Origin of the sequence: Curvibacter sp. AEP1-3 (genome assembly GCF_002163715.1) — a bacterium.
GTDB lineage: Bacteria > Pseudomonadota > Gammaproteobacteria > Burkholderiales > Burkholderiaceae_C > Allorhodoferax.
In genome coordinates this window covers 3,142,556-3,167,317 of the sequence record NZ_CP015698.1, presented here as the reverse complement: position 1 = coordinate 3,167,317, position 24,762 = coordinate 3,142,556, and the positions used below count along the sequence as shown (strand labels likewise).

The window sequence follows — 24,762 nt, the reverse complement described above, 5'->3', positions numbered from 1 at the left end:
ATATAAATGAACGAAAACAATCAAAAAACAGAACATCTGGGGCTGAGCCGCCTGAACTTCCATCACTTGCATTACTTCTGGCGAGTGGCAAAAGTGGGCCATCTCTCCAAGGTGGCTGCAGAGATGCATGTGTCCCAGTCTGCGCTTTCCGCGCAAATTCGGCAGCTTGAAGACCGAATTGGAGAACCGCTTTTCAGCCGGGAGGGCCGTCGACTAACACTCACTGATACGGGCAAATTGGTGTACGGCTACGCGGACCGGATATTCGACTTGGGTACTGAGTTGATGGGTCGACTCAATGGGCAAAACCCCGGTCAAAGCAAGCTGCGGATCGGAAGCGTTTCGACCCTTTCGCGCAATTACCAAGAAAACTGGTTACGTCCATTGCTTTCAGATCCAAACCTGACGCTTACTTTAGAGTCAGGGCTTTTAGAAGGACTTTTGGACAGGCTCATGCAACATGAGTTGGACGTTGTCCTGGCCAATGAAGCTGTCCCCACCAGCCCGGACAGACCACTGCATTGCAGGCTCTTGGCCAGTCAAGTGATGTCTGTGGTGGGTGCTACCGATGTTTGGGGAAAACGCACCATCAAGGGCCCCAAGGATCTTCAAGACGTGGAGATCGCATTACCCGGCCCCAGACATGCGGTCAGGGCTCAGTTTGATGCCCTGTGTGTCTCCGCGGGTGTAACTCCGAAAGTGCGCGCGGAAGTAGATGACATGGCGATGCTGCGACTGCTGACCCGTGACAGTGGATGGCTCGCATTGTTGCCAGAGGTGGTCGTCCAAGACGAATTGCGCAATGGCCAATTGAAAGTAGTTGGAGCGCTAAAGGAACTCAAAGAGCGGTTCTACGCGATCACAGCGCCGCACCGCTATCAACCACAGGCGCTGAGATCGCTGATTTCAACCAACTGACTAAAAAGTTGGTTTGTGCCAGCTTTGTTGAGCTAAGGCTGGAATCTTTATCGAATAGGCTTGGCAGCTTTGGGCCAGGAGCAGTCTTCCGCCACCTCATCGCAAAGCAGTCACTTCTGTCCACGCGACCAGAATTCAGCGGACAAAAAACCGAACCCAGTACAGGTAAGCCTTTTCGGTTTTAAGGCTATAGTGCAAATAACGAACCCGCTTACGCACCTGGTCCAGAAGGCGGGTTGATTGCAACGAGGGAGTGCCGGGTTTCGTGGGATATTTATACCTGCATATCCATACAGAATACAGGCCGCTGACCTGATGTTCAAGCGGCTTTCCGGCGTTTTCTCCAAATGATGTATCGGTGGATTCCGGATGTATCCACCGGTTTTTGCCGTCTAAATTGCGTTAGCCATTTCCCAATGCCCCTTAGCGGAAAACAGCACGAACAAGAGGTGGCGCTCTTGGAATACTGCAAAGCACACCAGGGGCCCGCCATCAGCGCACTGAACGTGGGCCATGCACCGAACGCAACAACTTATCGCGACGCGTTTTGTGACGGCGCCGCTGATCTTGTACGCCTCTACCGAGTATCAGGTGTCGCCAATCCGGTTAAACACCTGTCCGATAAGTTCATTTCCACTTCCGTGCTCTCATGCCGCGGAAGCGAAATGTCTCCGGCCGTAACAGAATATCTGTACCGCCATTTTCTTAAGGAACGGCTCAGTGGCAATAGCTATCGGGTACTCTACGAGCTCACCACGGAACGCTGTCCGTTGTGTGGCAAGCGAAAGATGAATATTGCCGCTCACATGCAAGATGCCCACCGCGACCATTCACCCAACGCAGATGGCTAACAAGTCCGTCAACGGGACGCCAAACTGCTCCGCAGTTTGGTTCCCTCCGCTGCGCTCCGGCGCCCGTTACGTCCAACGTTCGGCCTTTATTCGCTCATGATTACCTCCTGGCAAGTTGCTACAGCAGCAGAGGCATTCGCGGCAGCTCAGTTCGCGCGATGCGGGTGGGATGTATCGGTCCAGTACGGAGCAAATCAGCCGGAGTACGACCTTGTTGCCGTGAATGGTGAACGAATACTGAAAGTTTCGGTCAAGGGAAGCCAAGACGGCGGGTGGGGGCTAACGCAATCGTATATCGCCAACGCGGACTACCACGGCGCAGCCGATAAATGGTTGGGCAAACATTCCAAGAAAACCGTGTTCTGTCTCGTTCAATTCCGTGGCGTCGCCGTTGATGCACTACCGCGCATGTACCTTGCTACCCCAACTGAAATTGCCGAGTGGTTGAAAGCTGCGGCCGCCGGACGCGGTGACACCATTCTTTACGAAGAGCATATTTGGACAAACCGCGCCAAGGCAGCCGGTACTACCGACCGAATACCCGGGGCATGGAAATTCACCGAGGCACGGCTCAATGAAATTGCCGGTTAGGTCGAACCCATCATTCCACTGGACGCTGCGCGATGAAGCCATGCAGCGCCGGTGAATTCAGACGATGAGTGTCCGCTTTCCAAGTTAGCAATCGTCCGCAGCGGGTCGTAAGCCGACTCATGACCTAGCGATGTTTCGCGTGAATTCACAACGTGGGTATCTAGTACAAGCAATGAACGGACCGTACTTGCCCTTCTTCTGCGTGAGGAATCCATCACCGCATCTAGGGCACATTTCACTTGCAACCTGATTGCCAGCTTGGTCCTCGATAGAGATGCCCTGCTCTCTCACTAGCTCCGCGATGAACAGCGATTCTTTACGCTCGATTGTGACCAGCGTGACTGTCTGACGTGCACGCGTGAGTGCCACATAAAAAAGTCTCCGCTCCTCTGCGTACTGATAATCATCGCCCGATGGCATGGCAAGCTGCAACACTGGATCGTCAGCTACCTTGCTGGGGAAACCAAGAGTCTCGGATGTCACTCTAGGAAGAATGATGTGATCCGCCTCCAGCCCTTTGGAGGAATGCACAGTTATGAACTCCAGATCAATACGACTGGTATCAACATTGGCGGGAAGGTAGACGCTTTCTTTCTTGTAGCGCCCCAGTACCAAGATCTTGTGCTTCTTACCTTTGGGATCCGTGCTCGCGATTTCCTCTATCCGCTTCGCGATGGCGGATCTGATACTGTGTTCATCAGCAACACGAACAATCTTCACCGGATCCTTGAGAGCAGGTTGTTGAGAGCGAACCACTTTGGCAAGCTGTTTGGGGTTCTTCCGCACAAAGGCACTACTGATGTCGCAAAGAGACTGAGGGCAGCGGAAGGTCGTCTCCAGCTTCATGGTCACTGTGGGACCAAAGCGCGTTTCGAAGTTCGTCATAACCGACAGGTCAGCACCTGCAAACCGGTTAATGCTCTGCCAGTCATCTCCAACCGCAAACAGGTGCCTGTGAGGACCATGTACTAAAGATGCTACGAGGCGCGATCGAGCTTGGCTGGCATCCTGAAACTCATCGACCATGACCAATTGGTAAGGACTGTCCCATCTACCCTGCTCCACACAGTCTGCAGCCATGTTGAGCATGTCTTCAAAGTCAATGCAGCCGGAGGATTGGAGCTCGTTTTCCCAAAGGGTTGAGATCGTCTCGTACAGGTCCAGGAACAGCTTGTGTCGGAAGCGGAACACCCCCACCACTCCGCCCTCCAAACGCTTGCGCAAGTCTTGAATACTTAGACGATTGCTTTTGGCATGGGTCAGGAATGAACGGAAGGTTCTGGCAAGCCGGGGGTTCTCAATCGGTTTGCGTCCGGGCGCGGGACGCTCAGGGTTCGGATCCAGAACTAGCCCCAACTTTTTGAGTTCTGTTTCTAGATACCGGAAAGCTTGACCTGACCAAAGGTCCGCCATGGTGGTTTCCAACAAGGTAGTCCCATGTTGGACGTGGAGCTGCTTCTTCCAAACCATGCCTTCCTTGTAGCCTACGAACTCCGGCGGAGGCTCTCCGTTGTCATCCAAAGCCCAATGCTCTAGATAGGCGTTGGCATCTGTGAGGTAGAAGTCCGGGCGGTACTGCCGATGTTGTGCATCGGCTGTGTCCACCTCATAGGCGGCCTCATAGACATACTTCACCCCGTTGTAGAACAACCAATTGGCAATCAGCTGTTCACCGCGACTTTTGACGACTTCATTGTTGAGCGTCCAGAAGCCTTCTTCTTTGGTTTGAGCATTCCATCCATCTGGAGACTCCATCTCCTTGCCGAACTTGGGCAGGTCTTGGCCCAGCACTATCCGAAAGAGATCCCACTGGGTGCGGAAGACGATATCCGCGTCTTTGCGTTCATCAATCAGTTTCAGCAAATGCTCGAGGTCTTGACCGCCCTCTAGCCAAGGCGCCAGTGAGGGCTTCTTTCCAGTTTCCTGACCAATGACATCAAGGCCGAATGCATGGAATGTCTTTGCAACGACACGCTCAGCTGGCAGACCCAAAGGCTGAAGCCGGGCTTTGATACGCTGAGACAGTTCTTTGGCAGCATCGTTGTTGAAGGCCAGTAGGAGCATTTGCTCCGGCAAGAAGTAACCGTTGTGCAAGGCATACCCTGCCTTGGCCACCATGGTGGAGGTTTTTCCGGAACCTGCGGAAGCCACCAACAACACTCGATTGTCAAAGTTGATGACCGCTTGCACTTGCTCTTGAGTCAAAGGTGACTTTTCTACCCTTTGGAAGAAGTCAGCTTGTGACTCGAGCTGATTAGCTTGATGCTGCTGGTTCAAGCGCTTACCGTAGGCATACAGATCGTCTTGCCACAGCTGAATCGCTTCTTGGATGATTGCAGGCTCTTTACGGAGATGCGCAATCACCTCCGGGGTTTCGAGGATGTCTTTGGAGATGCTTGGCTTGGCATGCAATTGAACTTGCAATACCTCCCTGGTGATCCAGCCGCGCATCTTGAGCTGCGTCCTCAATGCCTTGGTGCACGCTGAAGCCCACTCAAGGACAGGCGTCATACTGCCTTGGAAATCCTTGAGGACAGCTGCAATACGCTCACTGCGCCGTAACTGAGCAATCGCTGCATTCAAGACAAACTGCAGCCTCTTTACCTCGCCGTTCGAAATGCCACCAAGTGACAGGACCTTACCAGCGTCGTCCGGCAGTTCTAAGCTTGACCAGAACCAACCAGGCTTGACCCTTATGGTCTCCAACGCTTGGATGGAGTCCCGAACTACTGCGCCCGCAACCTTAAGCTCAAATTGTTCTCCGGCGATTCGCAGCCTCCAGTCCGAAGCACCCGTAAACAACCTTCCCGCTCCTGTGGAGCGCCACTCCTGAACCGGAAAAGCCCTAGCGCTTGTCACTGGAGCGCGCGTGTGCCTTTGCAGCGGGGATAGCTTGCACACCCCCAAAACATGTTGCCGGCATTAGCGCCGCGCTTGGCGCTGCGATGGACCATGGCACCTCCACATTCAGGGCAGGCTATCGAAGGTTTCGAAGCTTCACGAACAGCTGTTGGAATCGTCTGCTGGAAGCTCTCTGGCTTGTCTGCACTTCTAGTTAACGTTGAGCGAACCAGAGAGGCTATTGCTGCACAGACAAACAGAATGGGAACTATGTATTGACCGCCGGTTGCAAGACCCTTTAGGAAAATCCCCGACATGACATCAGGCATCTTTCCGGGAACGATAGGTGTCGCAGGCGTCGTCGCGATCTTGTGCAACACAAAGTAGCCACCTGCGGCAATGCCCAGGCTCAACCACCACGGTATCTTGGCTGTCAGATCAAAAAAAACATCAGCACCCGTGGACTTCTTGCGTCGCGCCATTTTCACTCCCTTGATATTGATTTTGAGGAATCTTAATCAATTTGCCAAGGTGGAAAGGGCGACACTCAATGTCGCCATTCTGGGTTTTCTTGTTGGTTGCCCATAAGTTGAAGTTTCAAAGTAGCCGCAAGGGGATGCCACTTGCCTTTTGAGACTTTTTCCTGAATCACACGTTTGTACGAGGCACTATCAGGAGCGCATTTACTGCGGCCAGCATGACGTTTCCGATTGCAATAGAGGCACGCAGCAGCAATGTTCGAACATGAGTCTCTTCCGCCATCCTGACGCGCCTTGAGATGCTCGGCCGTAGATTTCAATAACAGCGCTTGCTTAGGCGTTAGTCCTTGCTCTCGTCGAAATAATTGACAGTCCTTCTCCCACATGGGGAGGCCACAGTAGTAGCAAAGGCAGTTTTGAAGTTGATAGGCGCGAGCGCGCAGAGCTTGAATGCGTTTATGGTTCACAGGAATGTACTTGGGTTAGAAGCAAATCCCCGGATACTTGATAAAGCTTAACGGGAGCCGCCGCGTTTGCGTATCGGCTATGCAAGGTCTTTCGAACAATGCGGTCGGGTGTTGCTTGCCCGAGCGGACACAAGTCTACAAATCTCAGAGATGGTTTGCAAGTGCTCGTAGGCACAAATGACAAACTAGACTTGAGTCGCTGTTACGCCCAACTCCTTCCTTGAGCACAAAACTCCCAATGAAGCCTTTTCTCAGACTATGGACAGGAGCATAGCCACCTAAATACGCTCCATGATCCATCCCTTGTCACCCTTGGACAAGCTCATGGTGCTTTTGGACTTTTTGCTGTAGGGAACATCCAAGATGTAAGTCTTTAGGTTCTCCATCTTGAACTTCTGGGTCGTACCTTCGATATCCTCCATGAATTCACAGAGGTACTTTCCTTCTCGATTGGCACAGTTCAATTCAGTGATTTTGACTTTGGATATCTTGTAGTCTGGGTAGCTGTTCCATCTTTTTTGCACCAGCTTGGCGACATCATCGGCTGTTGGTGGCTGACTGAAGCAAGCCGTTAACAAAAGCGCAGGCAACAGAAGGATTGGCGTTCTGTAGTTCATGGTGAAGTCCGTTCTTTCATCGGGATTGGTGGTGTGTCGCACGACCCGGTTTCACATTACCTTGTTGAACATCAGCTTGAACAAGAGCGACGGCATCTGAATGGGCCAAAGCGCAAACATGCTCATCTTGGCGCTCACCACGTTATCCAGTGTGTTGTAGTTGGGATGCCACTCGATCAGACCGCGCATCACGATACGGGTCATTACAAATCCACAGATCAGATAGCCCAGAACAATCCCCTCTGGAAAGGCCTTTATCAGGAGAACATGCAACAGGACTGCAGCTACATAGATCGCGGTGGCCTTTAGCAAGGTCATTGAGGGCTGTACTTGTGCGCCCTCAGTATTTGCAGCCATCGGCTGCATTTCTGCCTGGCTGCCCGGTCTACCGCAGGACTGACAGAAATTGAAGCCTGGCGCATTCTTGTGCCCACATTGACCGCAATACACAGAGACGCTGGCGTTGTCTGCTTCGCTCATAAATCCTCCTCAAGGTACGAATTAGTGTGTGTATCAATAAATATACCAAACCCAGACTTCATGGGTGCCAAAGACGACCATCAATGTTCAACAAGCCTTGGGATTGCGAGTACGCGAATTGCGTGCGGAACGCGGCATCACCCAGGAAGAGTTTGCAGAGCGTTGCGGTGTGTTCAGGACCTACATGAGTCGGGTAGAAGCTGGTAAAGCCAACCCCACCCTGACCATGCTTTATGTCTTTTCGGGAGCTCTCTCCGTCACGATTCAGGAGTTGCTGGAATGGCCCACGGTCACCAGCGTTCCCAAAGTACGCTCTAGAGAGAAACTCTCGCGCGGCCGGGTCAGCAAGTAAGCAATCAATTTCTTCAAGCCAGGCGTACAGACATAGACAGAAAGAATTTAGCTCTCGGGTAGCTTGAGCATAAGTAGCCTGAATCTTGTCCCGTGGACTCTGCTTAGAGAGCCGAAGCACACTTCACCTGAGGTGGCATTGATTGCTTGCTTCAAACGCTAGGTCATGCCCTGAAGCCTGATCCGCTTCGTCAGACCTCCACCACTAAGCTGGGGTTGAACAGTTTGTTCTCCAGCTGAGCATCTTCCATCCTCCTGATGGATCGCCGATTCAAGACATACCCTGCAGGATTCGCAACTACCCGGCACCGCCCCACCTGGTAGTCAAAGCTGTCGTGCACATGACCATGAATCCACAGGTATGCCCCTTGAAGGAGTTCACTGACATCACTCGCAAACGCAGCGCTCAACAAGTCATCTTTGTATTTCTGATGGACCGAGTTGGGATGAGGAGCATGGTGAGTCACCACCACAGTTTTTCCATCAAAGGGCTTCTCCAGTTCCTCTTTGAGCCAGCGTCTTGTAGCCGTGTGAATAGCCAGGGCATCCACAGGAGAGAACGCTCCCTTGTCCAGACGAATGAGGCGATGGTCGTTCAATCGGTCCTTGGCTTCCTGCATGGCAAGAAGCTGTGCGTACTGAGGTTCAAAGAGCCTGTAGTCTGTCCATAGCGTGGCCCCCAGAAACCGGACTCCCTTGATCACGATCGCATTACGTTCCAGGAAGTGCACACCGGCATCGGCTGCACAGACCTGCATCTGACCTTGCTTGGCTTTGTATACATGACCGTAGTACTCATGGTTACCGGCTACATAGATGATCTCTTGGCCCGCCTTCCAGTTGCTGAAGCTACGGATACCCTGGTACCCATCATGGATGTCTCCGGCGAGCACCAAGACGTCAGCGTCGGTTTGCTCAGTAAGGCTGGGCTTTGCACCTTCAAGCTTGGGGAGCAGATCGAGGTGGAGATCGGAAGCGATTTGAATTTTCATAGGATTTCAAATGGGCTCTTGGTGAGCTTAGTTTGGTTCTTTGTTTAAGCAAAAAAAGCCACCGTCTCTTGCTCCTTTTCTCAGCTGCGTTATCGCATTGATGAATATCTCAGCAGTGGACGCAGGAGCAAGGGACGTGGCCTGGTTTCAGCGTGCTATAGGGATCTGATGGACTGCTGAAGCGTTTCCTTCTGTCCGATCGATCTCCAGCAAGTCCCAGCAGCGGTCAGTTCCGACAACACACAGATCTCCGTAGAGCTCACTGCGTCGCCATTCCAGTGACGTTCCCTTCGGGAGTGCTGCAGCACCCGCCACCAACAGAGTTCGCTGGTCTGTATTGATCTGGGTATCCAGTCCTCCTAGGCGACCCACGAACTGAATGCTTTGGACGGTTCCCATCGAGAGCACTGGCTTACCGTCGTTAGCCATCCAGCGATCGACTCTGGAGTCGAGCCTGATCAGCATCAGGACAGGGATCACCAATACCAACGCAAAGAGAACCAGCAGCGATGTAGTGCCACCCAGCTCCTTCTGCCCTGAATCGGTTTGCTTCGCAGTGCCTTTTGTCTTTAGCGCTTGAAGTGCTCGCAAGGATGCCGGCGAGTGTTGGTTCAGCGTGTAAGTCGAACGGCTCATGATTTCCTCCGCGGGTTACGTTGAAAGTTGGCTTGTCGGGTTCGTTGTTGGATGCGAATCCGGTGGCGTGCAATGGCTGCTTGGTGTGACGCAGGTCTGGAAGTGCTTTGGGGATTCCAGTACCCCAGCCTCTTCACTCGCGAACTCTGGTACTTGCCATACCGGAATGCCCCTTTCGGGTTAGGACTGAGCTGCAGGTTTCGGGCGGTGTTGAGACGCCAGTACACACGCTTCCCCAATGGCCAGGCAATGGCGCTTTGAGGCAGCTTTACCGCGTTGTGCATAGTGATCTGGGTGGTGTAGGACAGTGGTTGAAGCATGCGGAATCGCAGTGATCGGGTGAGACCACCGACACCATTGCTGCCGTGTCGAGCTCGGGGAATGGCTTCCGTTCGCTTCACTTTGAGGAGGATTCTTGGCATGACAGTCCTCCTTAAGCGGGCATGGCCATGTGGCATACCAACCGAACCCGCAGCAGATAGAAACCTTGTTCGGTTTCGAAGTGGCAGGAGACGGCGGTTTTGACACCATCGGCCCGGTTGATGACGTGGGTGGGAAGGATGCGGTTCAGTTCTGGCGGCACACCGACGATCTGCAGACCCTGGGTCTGGAAGATCCGAACCGGCTTACCGTAGTCCGGGGTGGCTTCTCTGGAACCACTCTTGAACCGGAAGTCCTCGATCTGGCTGAGGTCCACGCTGGGGTTGTGGAAGCTGAAGCTTTTGAATTTCTGCATCAGGGAGTGACTCCTTTCAGACTTGAGGGGATGGGTTGTTGGAGCTATCAGCCGAAGCGGGATGGCCGGTGTCCTTGAGCAGGACGCGTACTTGCTTCATCACCCACTCTGCGTGACGTGGTCGGATTCCGTAGTGCATCTGCATCACCATGGACTCTTGATTCAGGAAGGCATCCAGTGCTTCCTTGGTGGAGAGGTCTTTCTGATGCACATAGGCCACCACCTGGTTGGCCAAGTCCAACATGGACTCGTAGTCTTCTTGCACCTCTTGGGGTGATGTACCCGTTGCGTAGAAACGCTCGCCTTGCTTGACCACACTAAGCTTGAGTTGTGCGCCGGGCAAGGCAAATGGCAAGGCCTCGATAGGGAAGTCTTCCGGAATGCCGGGGTAGTTGGAACGGTCGATGGTGCTCATGCGTACTCCTTGGTCGTTGGGGAACTGGGGTTGGGTTTGCTTGATGTGCGCTTCATGCCGGTGGACTTACTGCGCTGCTGTACGTTGTGCAAAGTGCAGTACTCCGCGTACGGTCTGACGCTCTATGGCGGCTTGGATGGATGGGAGCAGCCAGGCTTTGCAGGCATGCATGCCCTTGATACGTTTGTTCAGGGCGGACTGCAGATGGCTTAACGATTCGTCGGCGCTCTCTTCATCGCCCAGACCGATCAGCCCCCGCAGGATCAAGGAAACTTGGCAGGTGCGGTCATCGAGTTGGTGCAGCGGTGAACGAATCAGGGTGCAGAAGACATCCTGCAGATCCGTGTCCCCGTAGATGGACAAGTGCAAGAGGGATCGCACGCCCCAGAGAACGGCTGCCACGGTGAGCAGGTCTTTTTCTTGGGCAGTACGGGCGTAGTCCATCGCATAGGTGTTCGCGGTGCGACGTATGACTTGGATGGGGAACTGGATTGGCTCCCCAGTACGCACCAAGGGCAAGGTAATCAATCCGTGGATTAGCGGTTCGTGGAGAACGGCTTCCAGAAAGGTGCGAAGGTGGAGGTTATGCAGGCCACTCACTACTTCGGCGATCACGCTTTGAGGGGCCAGCGTTCGCAGACTTTGAGTTCCTGCAGCTGGGATGGACTGCAAGGGGGTGGCCTGCGTGCTCTCATAACCACAAGTGCTTTTGGGTTCTGAGGATGGTGAGGTTGATGCTTCGATTGCAGTGTTGTTGAAGCGGCGTTGTGTGGAATGCATGACGGGGTTCTTTCGGGTTCTATTGGTTGTGCGGGGCCTTAATCGCAGACATTCGGGCTTATGCGGACAAAGCTCCGCCCTGCCCCGGCTTTGGGCTTCAAAGCCGGGGTTCTGGTCTTGGTAGTGGTGGTGCTAGTTCAGCGCGCTGACTGGATGCCTGCGCGGTACGCCAGCGGCGGCTTCATGGCGAAGCTCGCCATCGCCCAGGCAATAGGCGGTGGTTGGTTGACGGCAGGCACTGCTGCTCCATCTTCGCCACGACCGCCCTCCCCGCCCCTGAAAACCGACCGCCGTGCGGGCAAGCCGCGGGGCTTAGGAACCGCTTGCGGTGCAGCTTCCATCGCAGGGATGTATTTGCCAGTGCCACCTTGCTCAATCAGTGGTCCCTGCGACAACTGGCTCGCCAAAAGACGTTCCATCGCAGAACCATCCTGACGAGTCAGGTTGGGCACATAGCGGCTGTAGACCCTGAACAGCATCTCGGTGCTGGTGTGTCCCAGCTGTCGGGCAATCCACTCCGGTGCTTCTCCCGAGGCGAGCCAGAGGGTGGCGGCCGTATGCCGCATTTGATACGGACGGCGCTTTTTGAGATCTAGGTGGCGGAGCAAGGGATACCAGATCCGGTCACTAAAGTTCTTGTTGTCGATGGGCTGACCCGTGAGACTGCAGAACACGTATTCAGACACCTTGCCGGTGATCTCATACTGGCTCTTCAGAGCATCAAAGACTGGCTGGCTCATCTGGATGTCACGTTGGCTGCCATCCGTCTTGGTGTAGTCATCCTCACCCAGCACGAAGGTCTCGCGGACACGGATGATGCGCAGATCGAAGTCCACGTACTTCCATTTCAAGCCATGCACTTCCCCGGTACGCATGCCGGTGAAGAAGCGCGTGGTGAAGTAGTCCTTGTAATCAGCTCGGGCCGTGGCGAGGATGCGCTGGACGTCGACCAGACTGAAAGGATCCACATCCACCCGAGGCTGTCGCAGCTTCTTGATGTTCGTCATCGGTGACGTAAACTCGAAGCGGTCGGCGGCTTCGTTCAAGATTTGACGTAACAGACCAATGATTTCATTGATCCGTTTGGCCGAGAGTCCTTCCTTGTCTCCGCGTCCCTTAACTTTGGCGAGTGAAGCGCGGAATGCAAGTACATCAGACTTGGTGATACTGCCGACCATCTTTTCCCCGAAGGTGGGAATGAGGCGGCCGTTCAGCGTAGAGAGCAGTGACTTGATATGACTGCGACGCCATTCAATGCTGTGTTCGTCGACCCATTGGTTGGCGAAGTCTTGGAACTTGGGGCCAACTTCTTGCTCTCTCGTCGCCAAATTTATGGCCGATTCACTTTTTGCAGAGCTATCTGCTTGACTAGTGAATCGCGCTGCCATCGGGCTATTTGGGAAGAAGTTTTCATAACGGAAAGTTCCAGCTTTTTGTGCCTTCTTTATCTCATCGATAACCACCTGAACCCGCTTCTTGTTCGTGGGGGTATTGTCTAAGGCTGTCTGCTCTCGGCATCGAACACTTCGGAAAGTAAAGTCGATCACTAACTTTCCAGTTTCTTTTCTGACGGTTACTTTAGCCACGAAGAACACCTCCGTTAGCCATCGGGATTGCACTTGCACCGACGGGGCTGTTAGTCGAACTCATCTTCATGTCCCGTTCTATGCGCTCCCAGACATACAAGATCTTTCGACCACCAAAGGGCCTTACATAGTGAACCCCCTCGTGAAGTACGCTGTCCTTCAACCGCTCTCGAATTGTTCTCGCGTCGTATTTGATCTTTTCAGATAACTCTTCAGTGGTTAGGTACGTAGATTCCATAGTTGCTAAACTCCTGTGTTGTTTAATGCATCAAGTGATTAAAATAATGATCACTTGATGCAAATAATACACCTTAAAGCTTAGTTTGCAACTCTTTTGATAAAAATATTTATCCTTTTCTCAATCAACGCATCATGATTCGATTCAAACTTGGGGAAATGATTGAGAAAAAGCAGTTCGCTGAGGGTCGGAGGGTGACGATCAATGAAGTTGCAACTACGACTGGTCTCAACAGAATGACCCTGTCCAAAATCCTGAATCAGAAAGGGTATGGCACCGGCACAGAGACCATCGACAAACTCTGTCAGTACTTTGGATGCCGAGTTGAGGATTTATTGGAGTACATCGACTCTGATGAGTCAGATTAGGTTCAACATCTGCTGCGGACCAAAAGCAGTCCTCCACACTCCTGGAATAGTTGCACCAAAGCAGACGTCTGATCTGTTACAGAAGGGGCGTGCCTGCGGATGCCGCCCATGCAGCGATTGCTGCTGGTCATCCGACACGATCGAACTCACGCTGTAGGTCGCTCGCTGGTCACTGACTGGCCCATGCAGTTCATGGTTGGCACACCGTCTGGAGTAAGAGGTGCTGAGACCCTCCGCGACGACCTAAGCCTTGAGGTCATTGGTGCGATAGCCTTCCAAGCGTGTCATTCAACGGTGACTGCGTCGACGAAGCTCTACCATGGCGATGGTGTTGATATTGATTGAAGTGTCGCCTTAAGCGACAATCGGTTGTAGCAGCACATCAATCAAATCTTTTCGGCCCCAGTCGAAGCAATGAGGCAATCGTGGCCAGTTCGGAACAACTCAAAGCGCTTATCAAGTCGCATATCAGTCGCGACGACGGACATTTCTTATCTGTCGCGATGCAGGTTGCCGCGCATGAAGCCAAGCTAGGCCATGGAAAGCTAGCCGAGGAACTGCGTGCCTTGATCGATTCTGCCAAGAACCGCCTTGGGCAAGACGGTTCGGGTAAATTGGTGCCAATAGCCGGCGCCTTGCATAGCGGCAGCAAGCCGCGCAGTGAACTTGCTAGCCTGTTGACGGTGACTTACCCCGCTAACCGACTGAGTGACATGGTGCTGGATGACCAAGCTTCTAAACAGCTTGCTCGGATCATCAAAGAGCAGCGCTTGCTCACGCGGATCAGAGAGCATGGGCTATCACCTCGTAGAAAGCTTCTGTTGGTTGGACCGCCCGGTACAGGCAAGACAATGACGGCATCAGCCCTGGCAGGCGAGTTAGGAATCCCGCTGTTCCTCGTCCGCCTTGATTCGCTCATAACAAAGTTCATGGGCGAGACCGCCGCAAAGCTACGTCAAGTCTTTGATGCGATTGCCGATATTCGCGGTGTCTACTTTTTCGATGAGTTTGATGCCATCGGTTCGCAGCGTGGTTCTACTAACGATGTTGGTGAAATACGGCGTGTGCTTAACAGCTTCCTTCAGATGATCGAACACGATCAATCGAATAGCCTGATCGTCGCCGCGACCAACCACCCAGAGGTCCTTGACTACGCCCTTTTCCGGCGTTTCGATGATGTTCTGGAATACCACCTTCCAACGCCATCGCAAGCGCTTGATCTAATCAGATCGCGCCTTGGCACTTTCGCTCCTAAACCGTTCAAAAAAAATGGGCTGGTAGAGCAGGTGCAGGGGTTGAGCTACGCAGAAATTTGCCGTGCTGTCGATGAGTCCGTCAAGGATGCAATCATGCATGACCAACCCAAAGTGCAACGGGCCGAGCTTGAGCGCGCGTTAGGGGAACGCCGCCTCATAAGTACAAAGCTGGCTCAAAACAATAAGCACCTGTCAAACAATGCCGGATCAAGCCAACCATAAGCGCCATCATCTCGTATTAGAAAAAACTTCTGAAGCGAAGCCGTACACCGCCCATAAGGCCACCGGTGGTGCGAAACCTGTCATTCCCGAATTGAATCGGGCTCAGCATGGCGGAGCGCTAAACGCGCAACTTCAGGAGCTGAAGCCGCTGGCTGCGTTGGTCAAGGAGCGTCAGGTGGAGATCGGCTTGGAAGCTGGGCTAGGCATCCAGATCCAATTTTTGTCTCGGCCAGACGCTGAATTGGCGTTCGAAAAGCTTGCCTCTGAAGCCAAGCACAAAGGCATTGAGTTGCTGAGTGTCCAAGAGGTCGATGGCAAGGCAGTAGTCGCTAATGTCTTTGTTCCAGATGGACAGCTTCAGCACTTTGAGAAGTTAATTGTCGATTACCTAAACGAGCGAAAGACTGAGGCGGGCGTTGCCCGCGACAACAAAAAGCTTTTGAACACCATAGGCAGCATTCGGAGCTCTGTGATGTCAGGCCTGTGGACGGATGCCCCGGAGCTGCTGCCTGCTAATCAGGACGAGCCGTTCTGGTGGGAAGTTTGGCTGCGCCGTGCAAAGGGTAATGCAGGCCACTACCTCCATGATTTCCGGCGCATCGCGGCGATGGCTGAATGCCAAGTGAGTGATGCTGTCGTTGAATTTCCAGAGCGCTCAGTCGTAATGATGTACGGCTCCCAACGGCAACTGGCGCAGTCCGTGATGCTGTTGAATTGCGTAGCGGAATTGCGTCGAGCGAAAGATACGGCAGCCTTCTTTGTTGGGCTGACCATTCCAGAGCAGCGCCAATGGGCTACTGACCTCGCGGCGCGGCTTCAGATTCCACTCGACACCAACGACGTGCCGCGTGTCTGCCTCCTTGATTCGGGAGTCAATCGAGCTCACCCACTGCTTGAGCCATTGATGGATCATGCAGACCTTCACACCGTCAATGCCGCTTGGGGGGCACACGACCAAGCAAATCATGGCACTGGTCTTGCAGGGCTGGCCGCCTATGGCGACCTGCACGAGTACTTGGCCTCAAACGAACCTGTTCAGATCGGCCACCGCCTGGAGTCCGTCAAGCTGACTCCGAATCAGGGGGCAAATGCGGGAGATGACAAGCATCATGCGCGACTGTTTATCGATGCCGTCACTCTGCCTGAGGCGCATTTCGGCGAGCGCAAGAGAGTATTCACGTCGGCGGTTACGGCTACCGATTACCGCGATTTTGGCCGGCCTTCTTCGTGGTCTTCCACAGTAGACGCGCTTGCATCTGACGCACTGGGCGAAGGCGCGTTCCCCCGGCTTTTTGTTCTCTCAGCCGGCAACATCGACGACCGGAATCACTGGATGCAGTATCCGGCGAGCTTGTCCGTCAACCAAATCCATGATCCCGGCCAATCTTGGAACGCACTGACTGTTGGCGCGTTCAGTACCAAGGTCAACTTGAATGAGCCGAACGCTGCCGCGTTCACGCCGATTGCGCCTGAGGGCGCATTGAGTCCGTTCACGACTACCTCTTCTCAATGGACAAATAGAGCTTGGCCCCTGAAGCCTGATGTTGTGTTTGAAGGCGGTAACGCCGCGTCAGATGGCGTTGCGGCGGACAATTTTGGTAGCCTGGAGCTGCTTACAACCAACAATCAACCGTTGACTAGGCTGTTCTGGACAACAAACGCCACAAGCGCCGCCTCGGCGTTGTGCGCCCGCATGGCCGCGCAGATCATGGCTGCCTATCCGCAGCTACGTCCAGAGACAGTACGTGCGCTGATTGTGAGTTCGGCTGAATGGACTGAAGCCATGCTGCAAATGTTCCCGGCTCAGGGTGCGCAGCGGACCAAGCAGGAAAACTTGGCGCTCATCAAGCACTGTGGATGGGGTGTTCCGAATCTGGATCGTGCACTTTGGAGTGCGGGGAATTCGCTGTCCCTCGTGCTTGAAGATCAGCTCAACCCGTATGTCAAAGATGGCAGCGCCATCAAGACCAGGGAGATGAACTTTCATGCGTTGCCGTGGCCTCTTGAACAACTAGAGGCTCTACAGGACACCCAAGTTGAAATGCGGGTGACGCTTTCCTACTTCATCGAACCCAATCCATCCGCTCGCGGCAGCACCTCAAAGTATCACTACCCGTCCCACCGACTACGCTTTGCAGTTCGGCGTCCCTTGGAGTCAGTCGAGAACTTTCAGGCGCGGATCAATGCAGCCACGGTACGAGAGGAGGAGGGGCGCGTCGCTGCGCCTGCTGACCCCGAATGGTTGCTGGGAGAGGGGCTTCGTCATCGTGGTTCGTTGCATCACGACATCTGGCGGGGCAGCGCGGCAGAGCTGGCGAGTCGTGGCTTCATCGGGGTGTATCCCGCCAACGGCTGGTGGCGAACTCGGCAGGCGCAGGAGAGATACGGCTTGCCTGCACGATACAGCCTCATCGTATCCATCCAAACGCCTGGGGTGGACGTTGATCTGTACACGCCAATTGAGCAGCTCATTGCGGCTCAAGTTGCAGTGCCTATCGTCCTCGATACCTGACTTCGTGACATGTTTGCTTCATGTCGTCGGCACATCGGAAGGCGGTCTGATGACTAACTCAATCCGCTAAGGCAGGGGGTCAATTGCTGAGTGGTTTTAAGATTTGGCCCGTAGCGGTAGCTCGTGCCTAAGACTACAAGTGACTCTGCGTACCCACTAGCTGAAGTTTCGACCCTTCAAACACCGGCTAAATTCAGCTGCTAAGTCACATTGCTCTAAAGCCGTCATTGCTCGATGATGGTAAATGGCCCTTAGCGGCTATCGACCCAATGCGGAATTTCATTGCATCAATTTCGATGCTCGTAAGCGGACATTGACGAGCACTTGCTATTGGCCCTCAGCGGCTGTCGACCCTAAACGGTCTTTTCGCAGACAAGAATCATGTTTTGTAAGCGGACAGCCGACGTAGGTCCACGAGGTGAACCTACGCAAGGTCGGAATGCCAAGGCGGTTGTCTTTCAGTCGGAGATCAACAAGGCCGGTAACCTGCCAAACAGCAGGCACTGCTTTGGGCTACGAGAATCATTGATTGGGGCAGTGCGCTGCTCTACCAGTCGCGTTTTGACTAAAAGGGATCAACCTGCCTCTGGCAAGAGGCAAGAAAGTAGCCAGCTACACCTAGTCATCCCTTGTGTCAGGCTTTAGTCGTGGTCGGTGTTTTGTCCAGCCTGTTTAAGTACGAGCATGCCAATCAGCGTCAGCGTCAGACCACCAAGATAAATCAAAGCTGACGTGGGAGTAAGTGCCCCTGGCGCTGCTAGCGCCACAGTGCCGGCCGCTAGACTCGCGATGCCCATGTAGAGAGGAACATGGCCGTAGGCCCAGAGCCGCAGGCGCTGGCCGCCTACCGCGTCGGTGATGTGGCGCTCGTCTTGGCCCTTGACGCGGCGGAAGTACAGCATCCACAGCCCAAAACTCAGCGTCGCACCGACCAGAGCCGCGACTACCGAGGACGGGTTCAGTTTCTCGACGTGGTCCAGTGCGTGCACCACTGCGGCCATGCCTTCTCCGAGCAGGATGATGGTGAATAGTCCGAAGCGCTCGGGCAGGTGCTCGGGGTGGGGCGGCACCGCCGCGGTGTGCCTCGCCACCAACCAGGGCGATGCCAAGTCCAGCCCAAGCGCGAGACCCCAAGTCGCCCAGCGCAGCGGCTCGGATACCGAGCCCGCCAGCCACAGCAGCGCCTGCAGCGCGTAAAGCGTGGTGTAAACGCGGATCAGTCCGAAAGCCCCACGCCAGTGCCGCTCACCCCGGTAGGCCAGCGCAAGCAGCGCTTTGAAGGCCGCGATGCCGCTGCCAAACGCCCAAGCACGATCACCCAGTGGATCCGACACGCCGTAGCCGATCAGCGCCACCGTCACGATCTGCAGGAAACCCAGCCCACGCCGACGGCTGCTGTCGTCGTCGAACCGTGTCGCGTGAAAGGTGTGGCCCAGCCAGCACCACCACATGGCCAAGAAGGCCAGCGCGAATACCAGCGCCCCGGCCAAGTCATAGTGATGCGCGTATGCGCCTGAGAGCTGCGCCACCGCGACCACGAACACCAAGTCGAAGAACAATTCGAACCAAGTCGCCGTGCGGCCGTTGGCATGTCGGGGCAGATCGTCACGGAATGTCATCGTTTGCCTTTCAGCCACGACGCAGTAACCCGAAGGCAAAACGTCGGCCCATGCCTTGGCGGAACGCTAGGTGGATCCAGGTCATGGCGAACGGCTCCAAGTAGCGCGCGGCCATCAGCGGTCCCATGTCCACCGCTTCGAAGCCAATCAAAGTGGCCAGCGCCATCACGTGCTGTCGCGCATCGGCGTCATCGCCGCAGACCGGCATCATGGGCAAGCCACCGGCATAGCCCGCCTCGGCCATGTTCTCGGCGCCGGTGCAATTAAAGGCTTTTACAACGCGCGCGCCCCTAGCCTGCTGCGCTAGCACCTCGGCGCCCGAGGTGGTGGTTCCCAGGGTCAACCCGGCCAGCCCCGGCGCCAGCGGGTTGGTGGCGTCCACCAGCACCCTGCCCTGCCAGTCGGCCACGCTCTGCGCGATGCCGGCCGTGGCCGTGTGCGGCACCGCGAGGATGATCAGGTCGGCCCCGGCGATCGCATCGGCCGTGCCGGTCAGGCGCGCCCGCTCGCCCAGCACCGCAACGGCTACCTTGTATTTCTGCGGCTCCGGCACGCCGAAGACCACGGTTTCGCCGCGCCGGGTCAGGGCTTGGCCCAGCGCCATGCCGACGTTGCCGGCTCCGATGATGGCAATTCTCATATCTTGCTCCTTGCTATGAGATTTATGTTGTGTGTCGCTGCGGGTAAATCCAGCGCGACAACCGGCGCGTGACCAGCGGCATCAGCCACCAAGTCATCAGCACCACCTCGATGGCGATGGTCACCAGCAGCCGCAGCGGGTACGGCGTTTCAAACGGCAGTTGCGCGAATACCGCGTTGACCGCGCTGCCGATCACCAGCACTAGGGCGAACACCATCGCCACCATCACCAACGCCATGCGCGGGCGCGAGGGCTGGGGCACCACCGTGCCAGGCGGTGGCGAGAACCAGAACTCCAGCCCGGTCATCGACTCCCAGGCGGCGTCGCCCTCGACCCAATCGCCCAGCTGCGCCAGGTGCTCGTGCCGCAGATCGCTGCGCTCAAAGGCCTGTAGATTCGCCAGCGAGTCGAAGCGCACCGCGCTCACGTACTCGCGTGAGCCACCGGGCGCTGGTCTTTGTGTGGTCACGCCCAAGTAACCCGGCAACTGACGCGCATCGGTTTGGAGGGCTTGCAACCAGGCTTCGTAGGCGGTCTCAGCGCCGGTTTTGACCCGGCGCCGGATTATGACAGTCACCGGCTCGTCGACCTGCGTCTCTTCGTTTGATTGGCTCATAACCAAGTGTCCCGGTGGTCACGCACAAAGTCGGCAAAGCGGGTGGTTGGCCGCCCCAGCAGGCGCGGTAGATCGTCGCTAACATCGGCCACCCAGCCTGCGGCAATGATGCGATTCAGACTGGACATGGCCTCTATCAGCTTCTCAGGCATACCGGCCTGACGCATACCGGAAACAGCCTGCTCTTCGCTCACCATTACCAGTTGCACGGCACGCCCGGTGTCGGCCTCAATAAGCGCTAGCGCCTGGGCATTGGTGATGGCTTCTGGGCCGGTCAACGTATAAGCCTTAGCGCCGTGAAGCTGCGGATGGGTCAGCACCTGAGCTGCAGCGGCGGCAATGTCGCGGGCGTCCACAAACGGAATCTTGCCTTCGCCTTGGGAGGAATACACTCGACCTGCGCGCACCATGTCACGCAGGAAGGTGGCGAAGTTCTGCATGAAGTTCTTCGGGCGCAGCAAGGTATGTGCGATGCCCGAGTCAATGACAATCTGGTCGCAGCGTCCTTGCAGGCGAGCTATGGCAATTTCGGACCCCGGGTCAGCACCTGCTCCGGAAATGCGCACAATGTGCTGCACACCAGCGGCCTTGGCGGCAGACACGGCGTTGGCAGTCATGGCCTCCATCATGGGGTTCGCCGGCGTAAGAAGGAACAATCGCTGAACACCCGCCATAGCAGTCTCTACCGAGGTCGAGGAGAGCAGGTCAAGCACCCGCCCTGCAGCCCCGGCCACCGCCTCACCTTTGGGAGAGGCAGCCAACACCGTACCAACGTGGGCCCTTTGCAGGGCTTGTACCAGCGGTCGGCCAATGTTGCCGGTGGCGCCGCAGACCAGGATGGTGGTGGCTGCCTGCTGGTCGCCGGGCATTGGGGTTTGATGTTGTGAACCGGCCAAGGCGCTCATCATTTGGCAGCACCCTTTTGCAATTGCGCCATTACCAAGCGCGCCACGCTGCGGCCACTGTTTTGTTGTTGACCGGTGATGAGGTTGCCGTCGGCGACTACATAGTCGGCCCACATGCCGCCCTGAACATAGGTTGCACCGCGCTCCTTCATGGCGGGCTCCACATACCAGTTGAACAACTGGGCGCTCACCGCTTTTTCCACAAACTTGTCTTCGGCCAGAGAGAAGCCGGTGACCTTCTTGCCAGCTATCAGATATTTGCCATTGGACAGTTTGGTGTCCACCAGGGCGGCAACGCCATGGCAAAGCGCGGCCGTGGGTTTGCCCGCCTCATAGAAGCTGACAATCGTTTTTTCCAGCGCCTCGTTGCCACGGAATGTGTACATCGGGGACTGCCCACCGGCGACGACGATGGCCGCATAGTCCGATGGCTTGACCTGAGCCAACGGTTTTGTGCCCTTGAGCAGGGGCGCAGTCTTGGGGGAGGTCAAAAAGCCCAGGCTGACGATGTCGTGCGCGGAATAGCCGCTTTCGTGGCGCGGGTCGGAATAGGGGTCGATGAACAGATCACCACCCTCGGGGCTGACGATTTCCACGCTGTAGCCAGCGTGCACCAGTTCGTCATAGGGATGGCTGATTTCCGCTGCCCACACACCCAGCGGCCAGCCGATGCTCGCCTTACTTGGGTTGGCGGCCACCAGCAACACTTTGCCTTTGCTGGCTGGGGCGCCGGCAGCAACAGCGCTGGGAGGGGCGATCAGTGTGCACATGCCAGTAAGAGCGATGGCGGAGATGGAAAGGAAATGACGCTTGTCCATGGTGAGTTTCCAAATGTTGAATGTCGATGGATTTGTGCAGATGCGAACCGCAGATGGCCGCCTTATCGGCCCAGCGCCTCGACCACCAGACGCGCCGTCTCTTCGCCAGAGAAGTTCTGCTGCCCTGTGATCAGGTTGCCGTCCCGCACAGCGAAGCCACGCCACAGACCAGCCTGCACGTAATTGGCGCCGATTTCCTTTAGGCGATCCTCGATGCGCCAGGGCATCACATGTTTGTCGCGCGGCAGCATCCCGTAGCTCCAGACCGCGTTATCCGCGAAGTCTTCCTCGCAGTTGGCAAAGCCGGTCACGGTCTTACCCTTGGCGATCAACTCACCGTCCGCGCCCTTGGCGTAGGCCAGCACAGCGACGCCGTGGCAAAGCGCTGCCGCGACCTTGCCCGCACTGTGGAATTCGGCGAACTTCGCATGCAGGTCGGTCGCCTGTTCAAAGCTGAACATCGGAGCCTGACCACCAGCCACCACGATGGCATCGAATACTGCTAAATCAATGTCAGCCACCTTCTTCGTGTTGTTCACCAACGCCTTCAATTCAGGCGTGTGGATGAAACCCTGGCTGATCAAGTCGGTCTTGCTGTAGCCGCTTGCATCGTTGGGGTCGCTCATACCGTCGGCTTCACACTTGCCGCCGACGGGGCTGAAAACCTCGACCGCATAGCCGGCCTCGGTGAACACGTAGTACGGGTGGGTGAGCTCGCTCCACCAAAAGCCTACCGGCCAACCGGTGGTAGTGGATACCGCGGGGTTAGCGATGACGATGGCCACGCGCTTGCTGGCTTTCGGGTTAACAACGTTGGGGTCTCTGAGACTCATGGTGAACTCCAAAAAAGGGTTGAAAAGGGAACGGGGCTGAGTCTCCACCGTTTCTTAAATTTGATAAATGTTTTGAAATGTGACTTTCTGTTGCTTAAAATATCAACAATGGAATTGAGCCACCTCGATACTTTTGTGAAGGTTGTGCAGACCGGCAGCTTCACACGCGCAGCTGAACAGCTACTTAGCCAGAAGGCCCATGTATCGCGTGTGGTCAGCCAACTTGAGGCTGACTTGGGTGCGCGCCTGCTTGAGCGCACTACCCGCTCACTCTCACTTACCGAGGTTGGAAGAGAGTTCTTTGAACGCGCTGTCGGTATCCTGGGGGCTGCCGAGGATGCACGGCTTGCCGTGCAACATGCGCACGGCGAACCGCGCGGCACGTTGCGTCTGACCTGCGGTGTGGAATTCGGGATGCTTGCGGTAAACCGCTGGGTGCGCGACTACCTGATCCGCCACGCCAGTGCGAACGTGGACTTGGAGATGACGGGACGCGTCGTAGACATCGTGCACGAAGGCTTCGACCTCGCGATTCGGGTGGGCCCTCTCACCGACTCGACACTCGCTGCGCGCAAGCTAGGCGACCTGCACTACGGGCTATTCGCTGCGCCTGGTTATCTGCTGCGACAACCTACGCCACTACAGCCACAAGACCTGAACTTGCATGCACCGATTCGTTTCTCGGGCTCCCGCCAGCGTTTGGTCTGGACCTTCACTAGGGGTGACGAGACACAGCGCATCGAACCTGCGGCCCGCCTGAACGTCAACAACAGCTTCGCGGTGCGAGACGCCACCATCGATGGTCTGGGTATAGGCCAACTTCCTTGGCTCCTGGCCGCACCATCGGTTGCAGCGGGCACTTTGCATCCCGTGTTGGCTGATTGGCAACTGCCTTCAGCTCCTGTGCATGCAGTGTTCGCTAGCGCTCGCTACCTAACCCCCAAAGTCAGAGCGTTTATAGACCTCGCCGTCAATTCTTTTGCCGATGTAGCAGGAAATCCTTGAACAGCGCTGCTGTTCAATCTTGAGACGATCCCTTTGCTTACCGTTGAATGCGAGACCAATGCTGGGGCGAGTAGATGTCAGTATTGGTTAGGAGGAAGTGCTCAAAGGACGACTTCGACTGACTGCTAGCAGACTCTATTTGCCATTTCCAGCGATTAAAGCCGCGGCAGCTCCTCCAACAGTCTGGTCACGAAGCTGTCGTTCGCCGGCGCTCGCATCTGGCCCAGAACCGACCTTGGAACCGAGCCAAAGATGTCGAAATCTTCTTTTTTTAATGATGACTATTGAGCGCTGTGTCGTCGAGGAGCTAAGTTACGTTTAACTTAGATATGCGGACATGAATCTGCCCAATGGTCACAAGCAAATAACCGATGTTCTGTGACGACACATACCTCGCCACAAACCTCGACACAAAACAAAAAAGGCCCACCGAAGTGAGCCTTTGCTGTCGTGGAATCCCACGTGTCTATTGGTTGCGGAGGCTAGATTTGAACTAACGACCTTTGGGTTATGAGCCCAACGAGCTACCAGGCTGCTCCACTCCGCGTCAAGACTTGAATTATAACCTATTAAGCCTTCACTTCTTCAGAAGTTGCAGAAACTTCTTCAGAACGCTCAACCAATTCCACCAATGCCATGGGCGCGTTGTCACCAACACGGAAACCCATTTTCAAAATACGTGTGTAGCCGCCTGGGCGCGCCTTGAAGCGAGGACCCAAGACATCGAACAACTTGGTGACGCTGTCACGATCACGCAGACGATCGAATGCAAGACGGCGGTTTGCCACGGTAGCTTCTTTAGCCAAAGTGATCATGGGCTCCACTACACGGCGCAATTCCTTGGCCTTGGGTACAGTGGTTTTGATGACTTCGTGTTCGATCAACGAATTCATCATGTTGCGCAACATAGCCAAACGGTGTGAGCTAGTGCGGTTAAGTTTACGAAGACCGTGTCCGTGACGCATATTAATTTCCTTCAGTTTTATTGAC

General features: G+C 55.4%; 26 protein-coding genes, 1 tRNA gene and 1 pseudogene. 8 read left to right on the top strand and 20 right to left on the bottom strand.

Translation table 11 applies throughout. The annotated features are described in order from the left end of the window. The first annotated feature begins 36 nt into the window (after nucleotides 1-36). From AEP_RS14865 to AEP_RS14850, 3 genes are all read left to right on the top strand, one after another. Nucleotides 37-918 carry a LysR family transcriptional regulator gene (locus tag AEP_RS14865; protein ID WP_087497366.1) on the top strand — a complete coding sequence of 294 codons (882 nt, stop codon included), beginning with the start codon at nucleotides 37-39 and terminating at the stop codon, nucleotides 916-918. A gap of 458 nt (nucleotides 919-1,376) precedes the next feature. Then, nucleotides 1,377-1,769, top strand: coding sequence for a hypothetical protein (locus AEP_RS20745; RefSeq protein WP_157673181.1), 393 nt, complete (start codon nucleotides 1,377-1,379; stop codon nucleotides 1,767-1,769). A gap of 96 nt (nucleotides 1,770-1,865) precedes the next feature. Continuing rightward, the gene (locus AEP_RS14850; protein WP_087496099.1) at nucleotides 1,866-2,360 is read left to right on the top strand and encodes a hypothetical protein; all 495 of its coding nucleotides are present in this window, start codon (nucleotides 1,866-1,868) and stop codon (nucleotides 2,358-2,360) included. Nucleotides 2,361-2,477: 117 nt separating this feature from the next. On the opposite strand, the gene AEP_RS14845 is transcribed toward AEP_RS14850, so the two are convergent. The 5 genes from AEP_RS14845 to AEP_RS21125 all read right to left on the bottom strand — a co-directional run bounded on the left by AEP_RS14845 (nucleotide 2,478) and on the right by AEP_RS21125 (nucleotide 7,244). Next, nucleotides 2,478-5,219 carry a UvrD-helicase domain-containing protein gene (locus tag AEP_RS14845; protein WP_087496098.1) on the bottom strand — a complete coding sequence of 914 codons (2,742 nt, stop codon included), beginning with the start codon at nucleotides 5,217-5,219 and terminating at the stop codon, nucleotides 2,478-2,480. Next, complete coding sequence (locus tag AEP_RS14840; RefSeq protein WP_087496097.1) at nucleotides 5,216-5,683, bottom strand: topoisomerase DNA-binding C4 zinc finger domain-containing protein; 468 nt, start codon at nucleotides 5,681-5,683, stop codon at nucleotides 5,216-5,218. Before AEP_RS14840 ends, AEP_RS14845 begins: the two co-directional genes overlap by 4 nt. Before the next feature lie 65 nt (nucleotides 5,684-5,748). Then, nucleotides 5,749-6,066 (bottom strand): HNH endonuclease, encoded by a 318-nt coding sequence (locus AEP_RS21400; RefSeq protein WP_087496096.1) that lies wholly within the window; start codon nucleotides 6,064-6,066, stop codon nucleotides 5,749-5,751. Nucleotides 6,067-6,425: 359 nt separating this feature from the next. After that, a complete protein-coding gene (locus AEP_RS14830; RefSeq protein WP_198301838.1) occupies nucleotides 6,426-6,806 on the bottom strand; it encodes a hypothetical protein in 381 nt (126 codons plus the stop codon). A 9-nt stretch (nucleotides 6,807-6,815) separates the two neighbouring features. Then, nucleotides 6,816-7,244: a zinc ribbon domain-containing protein gene (locus tag AEP_RS21125; protein ID WP_232459839.1), complete on the bottom strand. Its 429-nt coding sequence runs from the start codon at nucleotides 7,242-7,244 to the stop codon at nucleotides 6,816-6,818. A 64-nt stretch (nucleotides 7,245-7,308) separates the two neighbouring features. Here AEP_RS21125 and AEP_RS14820 point away from each other — a divergent pair, with 64 nt between their 5' ends. Further along, nucleotides 7,309-7,596: a helix-turn-helix domain-containing protein gene (locus AEP_RS14820; RefSeq protein ID WP_087496093.1), complete on the top strand. Its 288-nt coding sequence runs from the start codon at nucleotides 7,309-7,311 to the stop codon at nucleotides 7,594-7,596. A 190-nt stretch (nucleotides 7,597-7,786) separates the two neighbouring features. Here the strand turns inward: AEP_RS14820 and AEP_RS14815 are convergent, their stop codons facing one another. From AEP_RS14815 to AEP_RS21120, 7 genes are all read right to left on the bottom strand, one after another. Next, nucleotides 7,787-8,587 (bottom strand): metallophosphoesterase, encoded by an 801-nt coding sequence (locus AEP_RS14815; protein ID WP_087496092.1) that lies wholly within the window; start codon nucleotides 8,585-8,587, stop codon nucleotides 7,787-7,789. 147 nt (nucleotides 8,588-8,734) lie between these two features. Continuing rightward, a complete protein-coding gene (locus tag AEP_RS14810; RefSeq protein ID WP_087496091.1) occupies nucleotides 8,735-9,223 on the bottom strand; it encodes a hypothetical protein in 489 nt (162 codons plus the stop codon). Nucleotides 9,224-9,656: 433 nt separating this feature from the next. Beyond that, on the bottom strand, nucleotides 9,657-9,959 hold the full coding sequence (locus AEP_RS14805) for a hypothetical protein (protein ID WP_087496090.1): 303 nt from the start codon (nucleotides 9,957-9,959) through the stop codon (nucleotides 9,657-9,659). Between the two features lie 16 nt (nucleotides 9,960-9,975). Continuing rightward, complete coding sequence (locus AEP_RS14800) at nucleotides 9,976-10,374, bottom strand: hypothetical protein (RefSeq protein ID WP_087496089.1); 399 nt, start codon at nucleotides 10,372-10,374, stop codon at nucleotides 9,976-9,978. Between the two features lie 66 nt (nucleotides 10,375-10,440). Then, nucleotides 10,441-11,154, bottom strand: a complete 714-nt coding sequence (locus tag AEP_RS14795; RefSeq protein WP_087496088.1) for a hypothetical protein — start codon at nucleotides 11,152-11,154, stop codon at nucleotides 10,441-10,443. A 137-nt stretch (nucleotides 11,155-11,291) separates the two neighbouring features. Then, nucleotides 11,292-12,740, bottom strand: coding sequence for a site-specific integrase (locus AEP_RS14790; RefSeq protein ID WP_087496087.1), 1,449 nt, complete (start codon nucleotides 12,738-12,740; stop codon nucleotides 11,292-11,294). Further along, nucleotides 12,733-12,978: a hypothetical protein gene (locus AEP_RS21120; RefSeq protein ID WP_087496086.1), complete on the bottom strand. Its 246-nt coding sequence runs from the start codon at nucleotides 12,976-12,978 to the stop codon at nucleotides 12,733-12,735. Before AEP_RS21120 ends, AEP_RS14790 begins: the two co-directional genes overlap by 8 nt. Before the next feature lie 134 nt (nucleotides 12,979-13,112). On the opposite strand from AEP_RS21120, the gene AEP_RS21240 reads away from it, so the two are divergent. The 3 genes from AEP_RS21240 to AEP_RS14765 all read left to right on the top strand — a co-directional run bounded on the left by AEP_RS21240 (nucleotide 13,113) and on the right by AEP_RS14765 (nucleotide 17,336). Then, the gene (locus AEP_RS21240) at nucleotides 13,113-13,346 is read left to right on the top strand and encodes a helix-turn-helix domain-containing protein (protein WP_198301837.1); all 234 of its coding nucleotides are present in this window, start codon (nucleotides 13,113-13,115) and stop codon (nucleotides 13,344-13,346) included. A gap of 425 nt (nucleotides 13,347-13,771) precedes the next feature. Beyond that, on the top strand, nucleotides 13,772-14,824 hold the full coding sequence (locus AEP_RS14770; protein WP_087496083.1) for an AAA family ATPase: 1,053 nt from the start codon (nucleotides 13,772-13,774) through the stop codon (nucleotides 14,822-14,824). Further along, complete coding sequence (locus tag AEP_RS14765) at nucleotides 14,802-17,336, top strand: S8 family peptidase (RefSeq protein ID WP_087496082.1); 2,535 nt, start codon at nucleotides 14,802-14,804, stop codon at nucleotides 17,334-17,336. The genes AEP_RS14770 and AEP_RS14765 overlap by 23 nt, the downstream gene beginning before the upstream one ends. Nucleotides 17,337-17,977: 641 nt before the next feature. Here AEP_RS14765 and AEP_RS14760 read toward each other — a convergent pair. The 6 genes and pseudogenes from AEP_RS14760 to AEP_RS14735 form a co-directional block, all read right to left on the bottom strand. Further along, a complete protein-coding gene (locus tag AEP_RS14760; RefSeq protein ID WP_087496081.1) occupies nucleotides 17,978-18,955 on the bottom strand; it encodes a low temperature requirement protein A in 978 nt (325 codons plus the stop codon). A gap of 10 nt (nucleotides 18,956-18,965) precedes the next feature. Beyond that, nucleotides 18,966-19,607: pseudogene (locus AEP_RS14755) on the bottom strand (NADPH-dependent F420 reductase); the annotation flags it as partial. Nucleotides 19,608-19,617: 10 nt separating this feature from the next. Continuing rightward, nucleotides 19,618-20,211 carry an antibiotic biosynthesis monooxygenase gene (locus AEP_RS14750; protein WP_087496079.1) on the bottom strand — a complete coding sequence of 198 codons (594 nt, stop codon included), beginning with the start codon at nucleotides 20,209-20,211 and terminating at the stop codon, nucleotides 19,618-19,620. Next, a complete protein-coding gene (locus tag AEP_RS14745; RefSeq protein ID WP_232459838.1) occupies nucleotides 20,208-21,119 on the bottom strand; it encodes an NmrA family NAD(P)-binding protein in 912 nt (303 codons plus the stop codon). The genes AEP_RS14750 and AEP_RS14745 overlap by 4 nt, the downstream gene beginning before the upstream one ends. After that, a complete protein-coding gene (locus tag AEP_RS14740; protein WP_198301836.1) occupies nucleotides 21,116-21,934 on the bottom strand; it encodes a type 1 glutamine amidotransferase domain-containing protein in 819 nt (272 codons plus the stop codon). Before AEP_RS14740 ends, AEP_RS14745 begins: the two co-directional genes overlap by 4 nt. Before the next feature lie 62 nt (nucleotides 21,935-21,996). Continuing rightward, the gene (locus tag AEP_RS14735; protein ID WP_087497364.1) at nucleotides 21,997-22,767 is read right to left on the bottom strand and encodes a type 1 glutamine amidotransferase domain-containing protein; all 771 of its coding nucleotides are present in this window, start codon (nucleotides 22,765-22,767) and stop codon (nucleotides 21,997-21,999) included. Between the two features lie 108 nt (nucleotides 22,768-22,875). On the opposite strand from AEP_RS14735, the gene AEP_RS14730 reads away from it, so the two are divergent. Then, the gene (locus AEP_RS14730) at nucleotides 22,876-23,772 is read left to right on the top strand and encodes a LysR family transcriptional regulator (protein ID WP_087496077.1); all 897 of its coding nucleotides are present in this window, start codon (nucleotides 22,876-22,878) and stop codon (nucleotides 23,770-23,772) included. A 470-nt stretch (nucleotides 23,773-24,242) separates the two neighbouring features. On the opposite strand, the gene AEP_RS14725 is transcribed toward AEP_RS14730, so the two are convergent. Together AEP_RS14725 and rplQ are read right to left on the bottom strand one after the other, a co-directional pair. Beyond that, nucleotides 24,243-24,319, bottom strand: a tRNA-Met gene (locus AEP_RS14725). Between the two features lie 22 nt (nucleotides 24,320-24,341). Beyond that, complete coding sequence (rplQ, locus tag AEP_RS14720) at nucleotides 24,342-24,737, bottom strand: 50S ribosomal protein L17 (RefSeq protein WP_087496076.1); 396 nt, start codon at nucleotides 24,735-24,737, stop codon at nucleotides 24,342-24,344. Nucleotides 24,738-24,762: the final 25 nt, after the last annotated feature.

Bases quoted from the DNA above. Each gene is read 5' to 3' on its own strand.
- AEP_RS21400 (WP_087496096.1), bottom strand. From the start codon at position 6,066: ATGTGGGAGAAGGACTGTCAATTATTTCGACGAGAGCAAGGACTAACG.
- AEP_RS21125 (WP_232459839.1), bottom strand. From the start codon at position 7,244: ATGAGCGAAGCAGACAACGCCAGCGTCTCTGTGTATTGCGGTCAATGT.
- AEP_RS14800 (WP_087496089.1), bottom strand. From the start codon at position 10,374: ATGAGCACCATCGACCGTTCCAACTACCCCGGCATTCCGGAAGACTTC.
- AEP_RS14765 (WP_087496082.1), top strand. From the start codon at position 14,802: ATGCCGGATCAAGCCAACCATAAGCGCCATCATCTCGTATTAGAAAAA.
- AEP_RS14850 (WP_087496099.1), top strand. From the start codon at position 1,866: ATGATTACCTCCTGGCAAGTTGCTACAGCAGCAGAGGCATTCGCGGCA.
- AEP_RS21240 (WP_198301837.1), top strand. From the start codon at position 13,113: ATGATTCGATTCAAACTTGGGGAAATGATTGAGAAAAAGCAGTTCGCT.
- AEP_RS14805 (WP_087496090.1), bottom strand. From the start codon at position 9,959: ATGCAGAAATTCAAAAGCTTCAGCTTCCACAACCCCAGCGTGGACCTC.
- AEP_RS14730 (WP_087496077.1), top strand. From the start codon at position 22,876: ATGGAATTGAGCCACCTCGATACTTTTGTGAAGGTTGTGCAGACCGGC.
- AEP_RS14740 (WP_198301836.1), bottom strand. From the start codon at position 21,934: ATGGACAAGCGTCATTTCCTTTCCATCTCCGCCATCGCTCTTACTGGC.
- AEP_RS14815 (WP_087496092.1), bottom strand. From the start codon at position 8,587: ATGAAAATTCAAATCGCTTCCGATCTCCACCTCGATCTGCTCCCCAAG.
- AEP_RS14840 (WP_087496097.1), bottom strand. From the start codon at position 5,683: ATGGCGCGACGCAAGAAGTCCACGGGTGCTGATGTTTTTTTTGATCTG.
- AEP_RS14750 (WP_087496079.1), bottom strand. From the start codon at position 20,211: ATGAGCCAATCAAACGAAGAGACGCAGGTCGACGAGCCGGTGACTGTC.
- AEP_RS21120 (WP_087496086.1), bottom strand. From the start codon at position 12,978: ATGGAATCTACGTACCTAACCACTGAAGAGTTATCTGAAAAGATCAAA.
- AEP_RS14795 (WP_087496088.1), bottom strand. From the start codon at position 11,154: ATGCATTCCACACAACGCCGCTTCAACAACACTGCAATCGAAGCATCA.
- AEP_RS14810 (WP_087496091.1), bottom strand. From the start codon at position 9,223: ATGAGCCGTTCGACTTACACGCTGAACCAACACTCGCCGGCATCCTTG.
- AEP_RS14745 (WP_232459838.1), bottom strand. From the start codon at position 21,119: ATGATGAGCGCCTTGGCCGGTTCACAACATCAAACCCCAATGCCCGGC.
- AEP_RS14735 (WP_087497364.1), bottom strand. From the start codon at position 22,767: ATGAGTCTCAGAGACCCCAACGTTGTTAACCCGAAAGCCAGCAAGCGC.
- AEP_RS14760 (WP_087496081.1), bottom strand. From the start codon at position 18,955: ATGACATTCCGTGACGATCTGCCCCGACATGCCAACGGCCGCACGGCG.
- rplQ (WP_087496076.1), bottom strand. From the start codon at position 24,737: ATGCGTCACGGACACGGTCTTCGTAAACTTAACCGCACTAGCTCACAC.